We start from the raw sequence: 12972 nt of genomic DNA on the forward strand, positions 1-12972 counted from the left end.
GAAAACGAAGTATGTTAATGGAAAAAGAACGACAGGAAATTGTAGATTACGGGAAGAAAATGAGCTCTGCCGGTTTGTCGAAAGGAACATCAGGCAATATCAGCGCCTATGATCCTGTGTGTGGCTATATGGCGATTTCACCATCCGGATTGGATTATTTTGAAACCGCTGCTGAGGATATCGTCATTCTGGATTTGGATGGAAACCTTATAGAGGGAAGCCGGAAGCCATCCAGTGAACATGCGCTGCATGCGACTATTTATAAGCTTCATCCGGATGCGCGAGGTGTGGTGCATGCACACTCAACCTACTGTACAACCTTTGCATGTCTGAAGCAGCCGATTGAAGCTGTGCATTATCTTCTTGCAGGAGCTCAGACATTTCGTGTTCCCTGTGCCGATTATGCAACCTATGGCACAGAGGAGCTGGCGGAAAAGGTGAGTGAGGCAACGAGGGAAGGTCTGGCGATGCTGCTGGCAAATCATGGCATGGTGGCCTATGGACCATCTTTATCGAAAGCCTTCAACGTAGCGGAAAACGTAGAGTGGGTTGCGGAAATTCAATGGCGTACCATGTGTGTCGGAAAACCGGCGGTCCTGAGTAAAGAAGAAATTGATGTCGTGATCGAAAGCTTCAAGACATATGGGCAGGTGGAAGAAGGAACGACAGGCAAGGGCGGATATTAAATCAAATATCGAAAGCATTTAAAATGCGTACGGGTAAGCGCAGTTTTGCAGGAACAAAAGAGGTTGATTTCATTATTTTAGAATGATGAAATTGATCTCTTTTTGCTGTGGAAATGCCACCTTAAAGCGTGCAGGGGTTGACGCCGGCAGGATATATCTATGAGGCAATAAATTCTGAAAGGAATCTCTGGCGGCTTGTACAAAGAAGGATAATAGAAAATGCATTCCTGTTTCAGAAACGTGAAAACAATCCGTGAATTTTCTTGCGATTTCATTTTTTACATATGTTATAATTTCGTTTAGCGAACATACGAAAAGCTCGCAACAGGAATATAAGCGGATAATGCTACAGATACTGTATGGGAGTAGTCGTCTATCATATATAGGAAAGCAGGAAAGCGAGGCATGGGATATGCAGAATCATAATAAAAAGGATCAGATTATCGAAATTATCAGCATCATTATGGGAAATCTCATCATAGCAGCAGGGGTTACCTTCTTCATTCTTCCACTGGACATTCTTTCCGGAGGTGTTGCGGGAATCGCTGTTGCGCTGCAGCCGATTTTTAATCTTTCTCCGCGTCTGGTCATCAATGGACTGACCATCGGACTGTATTTACTGGGAGCGGTGCTGCTGGGGAAACGCTTTGCGTTAAAAACAATTGTTTCCACAATCGTATACCCGCTCTTTATCTCTGTGCTTGGTATGCTTTGGCCCGATGTTCAGGTTACCGGTAATCCACTCCTGGCATCCATTTATGCAGGGGTATGTACAGGAATCGGAATAGGACTGGTTTACCGTGTCGGCGGCAGTACCGGAGGTATGGACATTCCACCGCTGATCATCAACAAATATACGAAGATTGCACTGCCGACGCTGGTGATGTGCATCGACGGGGCTACGGTTCTTTTAGGTGCGAGTGTATATGGTGTGGAGGCTGCCATGATCGGACTTGTTTCCGTTTGGGTATGCGGACAGCTGATAGACAAGGTGATTACCATGGGCTCTCATGAGGCCAAAAACGTCATGATCATATCGGATAAATTCGAAGAGATGATGCAGGTGATTTATCAGAATATCAACCGCGGAGCAACAATTCTGCATGCCGAGGGCGGCTACACCCGAACCAGCAAGCCGGTTATCATGATGGTGGTTGTGAAAAAACAGTTCTCTGAACTGAATCATATCATTGCAGAGGTAGACCCGGAAGCATTCGTCATTGTCAGTGATGTGAATGAGGTGCAGGGAGAAGGCTTCACCTATCAGGAACAGCTCTAGCATCAAACGGTTCTGCCTGTTTCCGCAATCAAAATATCTGTTTAAACGAGGAGTTCCCGTCGCTAATGTGATGGCAGGAATTCTTCTTTTTTATTTGCTTTATCAGGAACACAGCACGAAATGCAAAGCTTTCAGATAATACGATATACATCAGCTTTGTGCAGGAAAAAACTTGCATCCGGATGAAGAAACCATTGTAAACTTCGCATAGCTGACAGGTAATGTTTTCTATCTATCATAACTTTTGTGTCTGCATTTTGAAATTGTAAGAATTTTACATACGACAGGCACTGTCAACGGTGTCGATTTATGTTATAATGTTAGCCAAAGGAGTGATGAAATGATCCTCTTAAAAAATGTATCCAAATCATATAGGAATGGGGTTCACGCACTGCGTGATATCAATCTTGAAATAGAGGAAGGCGAATTTGTTTATATCATCGGTCCGACAGGATGTGGAAAATCCACCCTGATCAAGCTGCTGGACGGAGAAGAGCTTCCGGATCAGGGAGAGGTGTATGTAGCGGAAACCAACGTGGGGAAGCTGCGTCACTCCCGCGTACCCTTCTACCGCCGCAATATCGGTGTGGTGTTTCAGGATTTCCGGCTGCTTCCGAAGATGACAGTCTTCGAAAATATTGCATTTGCACTGGAGGTGCTGGCACTGGATAAGGTAACCATACGACGGCGTGTACGTGAAATTCTGGAGCTGGTATCACTGCAGGATAAGGCAAAATCCTTCCCGGATCAGTTATCCGGAGGACAGCAGCAGCGCGCTACCATCGCCCGGGCAATTGCCAATCATCCCAAGGTGCTGATTGCGGATGAGCCGACAGGAAACCTTGATCCTGAGAAATCGATGGAAATCATCGAGCTGCTGGATAAAATCAACAAGGTGGAGGGGACGACCATTGTAATGGTTACACATGACTCCACACTTGTTAATACATACAAAAAACGCACGATAGCGCTGGAGGACGGTTTTATCGTTGCGGATATCGCGAAAGGCGGATATATACATCATGATTAGTTTTATACAAAGTCTTCCCAAGCATTTCATGACGGCGCTCCGCAATCTGGGCCGTCATATGGCGATGACATTGTCCAGTGCCTCTGCGGTGGCAGTAACGCTGACACTGATGACTCTGTTTCTCGTGCTTGCGGCCAACATGAACAGCTTTGCGGATCATGTGGAAACAAATCTGAAAATTCATGCATCCATCGATTCCCTGCAGAAGCGGGATGAAATTGAACACATGGAAAAGCTGATTACGGGAATCTCCGGTGTAAAAGCAGTGGAATTCTCCAGCAAAGAGGATGAGCTGAACATCCTGATTGAGGAAAGCGGTTCGGTGTTTGAACGCTATAAGGAACGCAACCCGATGCCGAATGTATTCATCGTGGAGGTGGAGAAGGCAACCGATATTCCTCAGATTACAAAGACATTAAACAATATGGAAGGTATTGAAAAGGCTCAGTACGGCGGAGAGAGCATTCAGGATATGATCGACACCTTTGAAGCAATACGCTACGGAGGTGCCGCCTTTATACTGGCACTGGGTGTACTTGCAATATTCCTGATTACCAATACAATCAAAATGACAATCTATACAAGACAGACAGAAATTTCCATTATGCGGAATGTAGGGGCAGGTAACTGGTATATCAAAACACCGTTCATGTTCGAAGGGATGCTGATTGGAATCATCGGTGCATTGATTCCTGTGATTCTGACGATATTCGGTTATGGCTTTCTCTATGATTTCTTTGGCGGACAATTCATGAGCAGCATGTTCGTTATGCAGAAGCCATATCCCTTCACCTTGCAGATTGCAGGGGTGCTATTCCTGAGTGGAGCTGTTGTGGGCATTATTGGCAGCTTTCTGGCAGCAACGAAATATTTGAGGTGGCGTCGATGAAAATGAAGAAACTTATGATTACAGGCTGTGTAGCGGCAATGCTGTTTCTGGTACCGTCACAGAAAAACAGCTGGCTGTATGCGGCAGATTTTGAAGGAAATGAAGAAGCATGGCTGAACAAATGCAGTGTTGCTCAGGAAAGTGAAGCGGCAGCGCAGCAGTGTGCGGCCTTTAAGGAATACTATGCGGGGCTGAGCAGCTCTCTGGAGGGAGAGGTATCCTCTCTGGATAAGAAAATATCCGCAATCAAAAGCAATATTGAGGAAATAACCTCCGTTATGAAGCAGCTGCAATCCGTGATTGATAAACTGGATAAGAATATCGAAATCAATAAAGCCAATATTCGTACCATTGAAGGTCAGATTTCCAAGCTGAATGTGGAAATCAAAAAGAAGCAGAAGGATATCGATCAGCGGAATAAGATCATCACCGATCGCATGCTTGATGAACAGGCGGTGATTGGCACCAATATGGATGTGGAGGTCATTATGGGCTCCAAGGATCTTGTTGATATGATTCGTAAGGTGGATGGTCTGCAGAGAATCACAGACAGTGATCAGGTGGAAATTAAAAAGCTGCAGGAGGATAAAGCTGAGTTGGATCATCAGAAAAGCGAGAAAAACCGGCTGAAGGCCGATGTGGAAGCGAAAAAAGCGGAGAACGAGAAAAATAAGAAAGAAACAGAAAAGGTACAGAAGCAGAAAAAGAAGCTTCTGGAGGAATACCGTAAGCAGGAAGCTGAATTGAATGAGAAAATGCGTTCGGTGCAGGTGGATATTGCAAGCATTCAGAACAATATGATCAATATCAATACCTCTGTCGCAGGAAAGCTGGATTTCAGTGGAAATGGTGCGCTTATGATGCCGGTTCGCGGAGGCAGCGTGTCTGCCGGTACCTGGTATTATCCGGGCGGCGGTGTTCATCTCGGGCTCGATATGGCTGCTCCCATCGGCACACAGATCGTGGCGCCGGCAGATGGAATTATTCTGTATGCCAATAATCCGGTAGCGACGAACGGCGGTTATCTGGGCAACTGGAGCGGTTATCCGGTAGGCGGTGGTAACAGTATCCATATGCTGACACAGGCCGGTGGAACCACGTATGCCATCAGCTTCTTCCATATGTCACAGGAAGGCTTTGCAGTATCTGCCGGAACGCAGGTGAAAAAGGGACAGCTGCTGGGACTGACCGGAAACAGCGGGAATACCTCCGGACCGCACTGTCATATTGAGGTCGTCAATCTGGGAAAAATGAGTATATCCTCTGCAATCTCACAATTCCGTTCCTCTGCTGACTTTGCATGGGGCTGCGGCTGGGGTAATGGAGCATTAAGCAGAACCTGTGGCGTAAGCGGTGCCCCTTGTCGTGAAAAACCGGAAAATATCTTCGGGTAAGCTTACCTATAGGGAACGCTGCCCGTTTCAAGCGTAATTATGAAAAGTCAGGAGTGATGTTATGATCGTAATGGAAAACGTATCGAAGGAATATAAGAATGGTGTACATGCTCTGCGGGATATCAATCTTGCCATTGATGATGGAGAATTTGTATATATTATCGGACCGACCGGATCTGGAAAGTCTACACTGATCAAGCTGCTGGATGGGGAAGAAATTCCCAACAGTGGTACGGTTATGGTGGAAAATATCAATGTGGGAAAGCTGAAGCATTCCCGTGTGCCGGTTTACCGCAGAAATATCGGGGTCGTATTTCAGGATTACCGTCTGCTTCCCAGACTTACAATCTTTGAAAACATAGCATTCGCTCTTGAAGTGATCGGTATGAAAAAGGTGGATATCCGCCGCCGTGTGCGGGAGGTGCTGGAGCTGGTATCGCTCGAAGATAAGGCGAAGTCCTTTCCGAATGAGCTTTCCGGAGGACAGCAGCAAAGGGCGACAATCGGCCGTGCAATTGCCAATCATCCCAAGGTGCTGATAGCGGATGAGCCGACAGGAAATCTTGATCCGGATAAATCTGCGGAAATCATGGAGTTGCTGGAGAAAATCAACGAGGTTGAAAAAACAACGGTTGTCATGGTTACCCATGATTCAACGATCGTAGACCGCTTTAAGAAACGCACCATCTGTCTGGAGGAGGGCTATGTGGTTGCGGATATCATGAAGGGGGGCTACCTGAAGCATGATTAGATTTTTCAAGGCGTTCCCGAAATTCATAAAGACGGCCTTTTTGAGTATCTTTCGTCACATCGTCATGTCCTTATCGGCATCCAGTGCAGTTACCATCACACTGATTCTGTTTTCCGCATTTCTGATGATTGCAGGAAATGTATCTCTGTTTACCAATTCCATCGAGGATGATCTGCAGATTCATGTGGTTTTAAAGGCGGATGTAAAAACACAGAAGAAAATTGATGAGGCAAAAGACGGTCTGGAAAAAATTAGCGGTGTACGCAGGGTGACCTTTTCCGATAAGGATAATGAGCTGGAGCTGATGATTAAGGAAAAGGGGAAGGAATTTGAAATGTACCGCGGTAAGGATAACCCGCTGTGCAATGCCTTCTTTGTGTCCGTGAAGGATGCCAATCAGATCAAAGCCATCAATGCACAGATTGAACAGCTGCCCTTTGTGAAGCAGTCTGTTTACGGAGGAAACAGTGTATCCAAAATGATTTCCGTATTGAATACCATTCGCTCCGGAGGACTCGTCTTTGTCGGATTGCTGACACTGCTGGCACTCTTCCTGATATCCAATTCCATTAAGCTGACAATCTATGCGAGAAATGCCGAAATATCCATCATGCGAAACGTCGGTGCGGCAAACTGGTACATAAAAGTTCCATTTATGATTGAAGGAATGCTCATAGGTTTAATGGGCGCTGTACTGCCGTGTATCTTTACCTATTTCGGCTATCAGTATTTCTTTGACATGCTGAACGGTCAGATTATAACCAGTCTGTTTACACTACAGCCGATTATGCCGTTTACACTTCAGATTTGCGGTATTCTGCTATTGGGCGGTATGCTGGTCGGACTTGTGGGAAGCTTTTTCTCAACTACGAAGTATCTGCGCTGGAAGCGCTGATATGGACACCGGCACACAATGAAAGTGCCGCTTTATCAGAATAATCGTAAAAAAGGACTGCCGGGTGTGCATTCCGTGATTACACAGAGCTTTCCAAAGGGAGCGTTCTATGTAAATCCGGGAAGGATGTACTGCTCAGGCAGTCCTTTTCCTTGTTTTCACTTTGAAGGAAAGTCTATGAAAATGAGCGCCTTTATGAAAATGAGCGAATGAGATTTCACGAACTGTCATGTTCTTTCATCGAAATAGTTATCATCGTTCATAAAATGTGATATGATTATAAACGTAAATCTGTAAAGGACAATGAGGTGTTTTGTATGGCAGAGAAAAAAGTTGTGAGATATAAACTGGTCAGACATAAATGGCCGGATGAAATACAGGCAGAGAAAAAACGCAGACAGAGACGAATGTGCATTGTTGCCACATGTATCGTATGCTTTTTCGGAGGCTTCTTTTTAAACTCCACGCTGCATCAGACTGCGGCAGCCTCCAGAGATGAATTTCAGAAGCTGGAGGAAATCTATTCCATCATGAGTGACAAATTCTACTTCGGAAAGAATCAGAAAAATCTGAATCAGAAGCTGATTGACGGTGCGATCAGCGGGTTGGTGGATGCCGGCGGCGATATACATACCAGCTATCTGGATAATGAACAGACAGAAAGCTTTACGGGCTCCATGGAAGGAAGCTTTGTCGGTATCGGCATTCAGTTTTACGGCGTGGATGATTCGACGTTTATCATTGATGAGGTGCTGAAAAATTCACCGGCAGAGGGAGCAGGCTTTCTGATGGGAGATCAGATTTATGCCATTGATGGAACTGTATGCAGGAATATGACAACAAGCGATGTTAAAGCGCTGATCACCAATTCCAAGAGTGATGAAATCACATTGGAAATCATACGGGAAAACAGGCATAAGAAAATCAAGGTGAAGAAAGCAACTGTGCAGGATTCCGTATACAGCAGTGTCAACGGGAAAACCGGAATACTGGAGCTTGACACCTTTGCGGAAACAAGCGGGGAAGAGGTTAAAAGTCATTTGGAAAGTCTGAAGAAGGATGGCTGTGAGAACCTGATTCTGGATTTGCGGGACAATACCGGCGGTTATTTGAAATCCGCACAGGAAATTGCCAGCTATCTGCTTCCGGACAATACCGTTATCTTCCGTGAGGAAACAAAGGACGGCACGAAGGAGGATTACAAAACCATCAGCGGTTATGAGCAATACAAATATAAGAAAATTGTTGTACTTGTCAACGGGGATACTGCCAGTGCGGCAGAAGTGCTGACTGCAGCACTGCGCGAACATCTGGGCGCAACCGTTGTCGGAGAAAAAACATATGGCAAGGGAACGGTGCAGGTGCCGCTCACCTTTAAGGACGGAACCATGTTTAAATACACAACAGCGGAATGGATTACGCCAAAGGGGGAAAAAATAAACGGGAAGGGCATTACACCGGATGTTCAGGTAAAGCTGGATGAAGCGTTCTATACGAGTGCACCGGTTCTGAAAAAGGAAGTATACAAGCCGGACACGGTTTCCGCAGCAGCGAAAAGTGCACAGATTTATCTGAAATTCCTCGGTTATGCAGTGGATCGGACGGATGAATATTTCTCTTATGCGTCCGGTGAAGCCCTGAAGCAGTATCAGAAGGATAAGGGAATGAAGGTCACTGGAAACATTGATGCGGATACCCTGACCTCTCTGCTTTCCAGCTGTGCGTTAAAATGGCATAGTGAGGAGGCAGTTCTGGATACGCAGATGAAGAAAGCGGTGGAACTGACAAATGGAAACTAAATTATTTGATCTTGTATCGGATTATCAGCCGCAGGGAGATCAGCCAAAGGCAATTCAGGAGCTGGTGGACGGCATTCAAAAAGGAAAGAAACAGCAGGTTCTGCTGGGGGCGACCGGTACCGGTAAGACCTTCACCATATCCAATGTGATTGCGAAGGTCAATAAACCCACACTGGTATTCGCACATAACAAGACACTGGCAGGACAGCTCTATTCTGAATTTAAGGAATTTTTTCCGAACAACCGGGTGGAATACTTTGTATCCAACTTTGATTATTATCAGCCGGAGGCCTATATTCCAAGCTCCGACACCTATATTGACAAGAATGCGACAACCAACATGGAGTTGGATATGCTGCGAATGGCAGCTGTCAACTCCATTCTGGAACGAAGGGATACGATTATCATAGCTTCAGTCGCATGTATTTACGGTGCCAGCAATCCGGAACAGTATCGGGAGATGTTTTTCTCAATCCGTGTGGGTGATATCATTGATCGCAAGGAGCTGATGGGAAAGCTGGTCGCAAGACAGTATACGAGAAATGACATGGATTTGCTGAGGGGAACCTTTCGTGTCCGCGGAGATGTAATTGAGGTTGCACCGGGACATACGGACTCCTTTATCCTGCGAATCGAAATGTTTGATGATGAAATCGAACGAATCTGTGAAGTGGATCCCCTAACCGGCAAGGTTCTGAATGCCTATACCGTTTATGTGGTTTATCCGGCCAGCGGTTATGCGACAAAGCAGGAAATTATCAATCGGGCAGCGAATACGATCGAAGAGGAGCTGGCTGACCGTCTGCAGGTGCTGGAAAATGAGGGCAAGCTGCTGGAGAAGCAGCGGCTGGAACAGCGTGCGCGTTATGATATAGAAGCTCTGCGTGAATTCGGTGTCTGCCCGGGTATTGAAAACTATTCGCGTCATATTGATGGTCGTAAGCCGGGAGAACGCCCGTATACCTTATTTGATTATTTCCCTGACGATTTTCTGCTCGTAGTGGATGAATCCCATGTATCCCTGCCGCAGATTCGCGGCATGTACAATGGGGACCGTGCCCGTAAGGAAACACTGGTAAACTATGGCTTCCGTCTTCCTTCCGCACTTGATAACCGTCCGATGCGTTTTGAAGAATTTGAGAAAATGATCAATCAGGCAATCTTTGTCTCCGCAACACCGGGTAACTATGAGCTGGAACAGACAAAGGGTGAAATCATAGAACAGATCATTCGTCCGACAGGTCTTCTGGATCCGGTGGTAACCGTACGTCCGACGCAGGGACAAATCGACGATCTTGTGGATGAAATCCGTACGCGCATTGAAAAGAATGAACGTACTCTGATTACAACGCTGACCGTTCGCATGGCGGAAGATCTGACCAGCTATCTGAAGGGAATGGATTTCAAGGTGGCGTGGCTGCATCATGAGGTTAAAACGATTGAACGAACGGAAATCATACGGGACCTGCGGAAAGGAAAATACGATGTGCTGATCGGTATCAACCTGCTTCGTGAAGGTCTGGACATACCGGAGGTTTCTCTGATTACCATTCTGGATGCCGATAAAGAGGGCTTCCTGCGAAGTGAGCGCTCTTTGATTCAGATTATCGGTCGCGCTGCCCGTAATGCCCATGGACAGGTCATTATGTATGCGGATAAAATAACGGATTCCATGCAGAAGGCGCTGGATGAAACCGCACGTCGCCGTGAAATACAGATTGCCTATAATGAGAAGCACGGCATTACGCCAAAAACGATCATCAAGCCGATCCATGAGGTTGTCCGCAGTAAGGAAACCCAGGAAATGACGGCGAAATATATTGGGAAGAAAGCCAAGGTCAGCAAGAAGGATAAGGAAAAGCTGCTGGCAAATCTGGAAAAGGAAATGCGGGAGGCCGCAAAGGTGCTGGACTTCGAACGTGCGGCAGAGCTTCGCGATATCCTGCTTGAGCTGAGGAACTCATAAAGAAAGGGGTCTTCTATGTTCACTGAAAAAAATAAGAAAATCAACCGGCTGACGCTGAAGCACGTATTGTTTCTGATTACCTATACGATAGCGTTAATCTGGATCATGCTGCATCTGAATGAGGTGTTTGATACGGTGTCTATGATCATCGGTATGCTGCGTCCGTTTATCTATGGCATCATGATGGCGTTTGTTTTCAACATCCCTATGAAATTTTTCCTGAAAAAGCTTCCGGACAATCTGGGAAGGTGGAAAAAGGCGCTCGCCGCTGTATGCTCCATGTTAATTATTTTCGGTATTCTCGCTTTTATTGTACGCATTGTGATGCCGCAGGTGATTGAAAGCATTGCCTCACTGGCGAATTCACTGCCGGGATATATTGAGGATGCACAGAAAACGATTACCAGTATGATCGAGAAACAGCAGATACCACAGGATGTTCTCAAGCAGGTGGACACCTATTCCGCACAGCTGCAGGACACTCTGGTGAGTCTTCTGAAAAACGGAATACCGCATCTGCTTACCATGGCAAGCGGCTTTGCGAGCAGTCTGGCCAATGTATTTATGGCACTGGTTATTGCGGTTTATCTGACGGTATCTAAGGATAAGCTGCTGGAACAGTCTCATCGCTTTCTCTATGCCTTTACATCCAACAGAGCGAATGCGTTTGTGCTGCGGGTCGCTCATCTTACCAACACAACCTTTTCCGCCTTTATCACCGGGCAGCTGGTGGAAGCGGTGATTATCGGTGTTTTGTGCTATATCGGCTGCCTGGTGTTAGGCTTCCCATATGCACCGATCCTGGGTGTGATTATCGGCTGTACCAACATCATACCGATTTTCGGAGCGATCTTCGGTGTTGTTCTGTGTGCCCTGCTGGTCGCATTCGTCAATCCTCTGCAAGGGGTGTTCTTTGTCATATTCGGCATCTGTCTGCAGCAGTTTGAATCCAATCTGATCTATCCGCGTGTCGTTGGAACAAGTGTGGGGCTTTCCGGCCTTTGGGTATTGTTTGCGATCACAGTTGGCGGCGGCTTGTTTGGCTTTGCGGGTATGCTGCTGGGACTGCCAACCTTCTCTGTTATCTATTCTCTGCTGCGTGAGGAAATGAATCGCAGAGTACGCTTGAAAAGGGAAAACAGCAGCGTGGAACTACCGGTGAGTGAGGACCTGCCAGAACAAAGCGAGGACATGATCTAGAAGCGGTGCTGTAAAGCTGATTCTAACATACTTTGAAATACCGGTGTACATAATAAACCATGAAGAAATAGATTTCCTTCGCATGCAGGAACTTTATTTCTTTTTTTCGGTTTTTACGGCTTTATCAACTTCATATTGTATGGTAAAGAAACCTTTCGGTAGCTGTATGCTTTTGATTCTTCTTTCAGGGATATCATTCTTCAAAGAGCGGCTATAAAATCATTAGGAATGAAATCGGATATGAACATGCAAATCAATGCCGCAAAGCAGCTCTCTCTGCTATAATAGACAGGAGAAATGAGGAAGATAGTATGAAAATAATGTTATCACCAACCAAGCAGATGAAGCCGGTGAACAGAGAGCCGCTGCAGCTTCCACACTTCATCAACGACAGTGAAGTTATATGTGAAAGGCTGAAGCAGCTCCCCGCTGATGAGCTGCGTACCCTGATGAAAATAAATGAGAAAATAGCTGTGGAGAATGTACAGCGGTATCAAAACATGACGTTTTCTCTTGCAGGCTCACCCGCGCTGTATACATATAACGGACTGCAGTTCAAGCATATGGGGGTGAAGAATTTTTCACAGGAGGATGCCGCCTATGCACAGGACTGTATACGAATACTGTCCGGTATGTATGGTGTCCTGCGTCCCATGGACGCCATCCAGCCCTATCGTCTGGAAATGCAGACACGTTTGCCGATTGGTGAATGCAGGGACCTGTATGCGTACTGGGGGGATCGTCTTGCGCATTTCCTCTTGCAGGAGGAAGGCGAAAAGCCCTGTATCATCAATCTTGCCAGTAAGGAATACGCCAAAGCGGTGTACCCTTATCTGTGCGAAGAATCTACCTATACAGTGACATTTCTTATAGAGAAGGCGGGCAGACTGAAAACAGAATCCACGCAGGTGAAGATGGCAAGAGGCGCAATGGTTAACTGGATCATCACACAGCGTATATCCACCGCAGAGGAGCTTATCGCTTTTCACGCGGACGGCTATGCATATCATAAGGAATTATCCAAGGCACAGGAGCTTGTGTTTGTGAAACGAAAATAAGGTAAATGCTGGCTTATTTCAATAA

Annotated in this window: 11 protein-coding genes; all 11 read left to right on the forward strand. The window is 46.2% G+C overall.

Annotation, left to right across the window (positions count from 1 at the left end; all coding sequences use genetic code 11):
- Positions 1–11 precede the first annotated feature (11 nt).
- The 11 genes from ACESPQ_RS01475 to yaaA all read left to right on the forward strand — a co-directional run bounded on the left by ACESPQ_RS01475 (position 12) and on the right by yaaA (position 12947).
- Positions 12–686, forward strand: coding sequence for an L-fuculose-phosphate aldolase (locus tag ACESPQ_RS01475; protein ID WP_002606061.1), 675 nt, complete (start codon positions 12–14; stop codon positions 684–686).
- Between the two features lie 412 nt (positions 687–1098).
- Positions 1099–1965, forward strand: a complete 867-nt coding sequence (locus tag ACESPQ_RS01480; protein WP_044903783.1) for a YitT family protein — start codon at positions 1099–1101, stop codon at positions 1963–1965.
- A 340-nt stretch (positions 1966–2305) separates the two neighbouring features.
- Positions 2306–2995 carry a cell division ATP-binding protein FtsE gene (gene ftsE / locus ACESPQ_RS01485; RefSeq protein WP_044903634.1) on the forward strand — a complete coding sequence of 230 codons (690 nt, stop codon included), beginning with the start codon at positions 2306–2308 and terminating at the stop codon, positions 2993–2995.
- Positions 2988–3884 carry a permease-like cell division protein FtsX gene (gene ftsX, locus ACESPQ_RS01490; RefSeq protein ID WP_109769823.1) on the forward strand — a complete coding sequence of 299 codons (897 nt, stop codon included), beginning with the start codon at positions 2988–2990 and terminating at the stop codon, positions 3882–3884. Before ftsE (ACESPQ_RS01485) ends, ftsX (ACESPQ_RS01490) begins: the two co-directional genes overlap by 8 nt.
- Positions 3881–5278: a peptidoglycan DD-metalloendopeptidase family protein gene (locus ACESPQ_RS01495; protein ID WP_257327777.1), complete on the forward strand. Its 1398-nt coding sequence runs from the start codon at positions 3881–3883 to the stop codon at positions 5276–5278. The genes ftsX (ACESPQ_RS01490) and ACESPQ_RS01495 overlap by 4 nt, the downstream gene beginning before the upstream one ends.
- 61 nt (positions 5279–5339) lie before the next feature.
- Positions 5340–6029, forward strand: a complete 690-nt coding sequence (gene ftsE / locus ACESPQ_RS01500; RefSeq protein ID WP_002606056.1) for a cell division ATP-binding protein FtsE — start codon at positions 5340–5342, stop codon at positions 6027–6029.
- On the forward strand, positions 6022–6924 hold the full coding sequence (ftsX, locus tag ACESPQ_RS01505; RefSeq protein ID WP_373143801.1) for a permease-like cell division protein FtsX: 903 nt from the start codon (positions 6022–6024) through the stop codon (positions 6922–6924). The genes ftsE (ACESPQ_RS01500) and ftsX (ACESPQ_RS01505) overlap by 8 nt, the downstream gene beginning before the upstream one ends.
- A 317-nt stretch (positions 6925–7241) precedes the next feature.
- Positions 7242–8723, forward strand: coding sequence for a S41 family peptidase (locus ACESPQ_RS01510; RefSeq protein WP_002606054.1), 1482 nt, complete (start codon positions 7242–7244; stop codon positions 8721–8723).
- Positions 8713–10689, forward strand: coding sequence for an excinuclease ABC subunit UvrB (gene uvrB / locus ACESPQ_RS01515; RefSeq protein ID WP_002606053.1), 1977 nt, complete (start codon positions 8713–8715; stop codon positions 10687–10689). Before ACESPQ_RS01510 ends, uvrB begins: the two co-directional genes overlap by 11 nt.
- Positions 10690–10704: 15 nt before the next feature.
- On the forward strand, positions 10705–11889 hold the full coding sequence (locus ACESPQ_RS01520; protein WP_002606052.1) for an AI-2E family transporter: 1185 nt from the start codon (positions 10705–10707) through the stop codon (positions 11887–11889).
- Positions 11890–12200: 311 nt separating this feature from the next.
- Complete coding sequence (gene yaaA / locus ACESPQ_RS01525) at positions 12201–12947, forward strand: peroxide stress protein YaaA (RefSeq protein WP_118002178.1); 747 nt, start codon at positions 12201–12203, stop codon at positions 12945–12947.
- The last annotated feature ends 25 nt before the right edge of the window (positions 12948–12972 follow it).

The sequence above is a fragment of the Clostridium sp. HGF2 genome (genome assembly GCF_964240115.1).
GTDB classification, from domain to species: Bacteria; Bacillota_I; Bacilli_A; order Erysipelotrichales; family Erysipelotrichaceae; genus Clostridium_AQ; species Clostridium_AQ innocuum.

Bases quoted from the DNA above. Each gene is read 5' to 3' on its own strand.
- ACESPQ_RS01475 (WP_002606061.1), top strand. From the start codon at position 12: ATGTTAATGGAAAAAGAACGACAGGAAATTGTAGATTACGGGAAGAAA.
- ACESPQ_RS01480 (WP_044903783.1), top strand. From the start codon at position 1,099: ATGCAGAATCATAATAAAAAGGATCAGATTATCGAAATTATCAGCATC.
- ftsE (WP_044903634.1), top strand. From the start codon at position 2,306: ATGATCCTCTTAAAAAATGTATCCAAATCATATAGGAATGGGGTTCAC.
- ftsX (WP_109769823.1), top strand. From the start codon at position 2,988: ATGATTAGTTTTATACAAAGTCTTCCCAAGCATTTCATGACGGCGCTC.
- ACESPQ_RS01495 (WP_257327777.1), top strand. From the start codon at position 3,881: ATGAAAATGAAGAAACTTATGATTACAGGCTGTGTAGCGGCAATGCTG.
- ftsE (WP_002606056.1), top strand. From the start codon at position 5,340: ATGATCGTAATGGAAAACGTATCGAAGGAATATAAGAATGGTGTACAT.
- ftsX (WP_373143801.1), top strand. From the start codon at position 6,022: ATGATTAGATTTTTCAAGGCGTTCCCGAAATTCATAAAGACGGCCTTT.
- ACESPQ_RS01510 (WP_002606054.1), top strand. From the start codon at position 7,242: ATGGCAGAGAAAAAAGTTGTGAGATATAAACTGGTCAGACATAAATGG.
- uvrB (WP_002606053.1), top strand. From the start codon at position 8,713: ATGGAAACTAAATTATTTGATCTTGTATCGGATTATCAGCCGCAGGGA.
- ACESPQ_RS01520 (WP_002606052.1), top strand. From the start codon at position 10,705: ATGTTCACTGAAAAAAATAAGAAAATCAACCGGCTGACGCTGAAGCAC.
- yaaA (WP_118002178.1), top strand. From the start codon at position 12,201: ATGAAAATAATGTTATCACCAACCAAGCAGATGAAGCCGGTGAACAGA.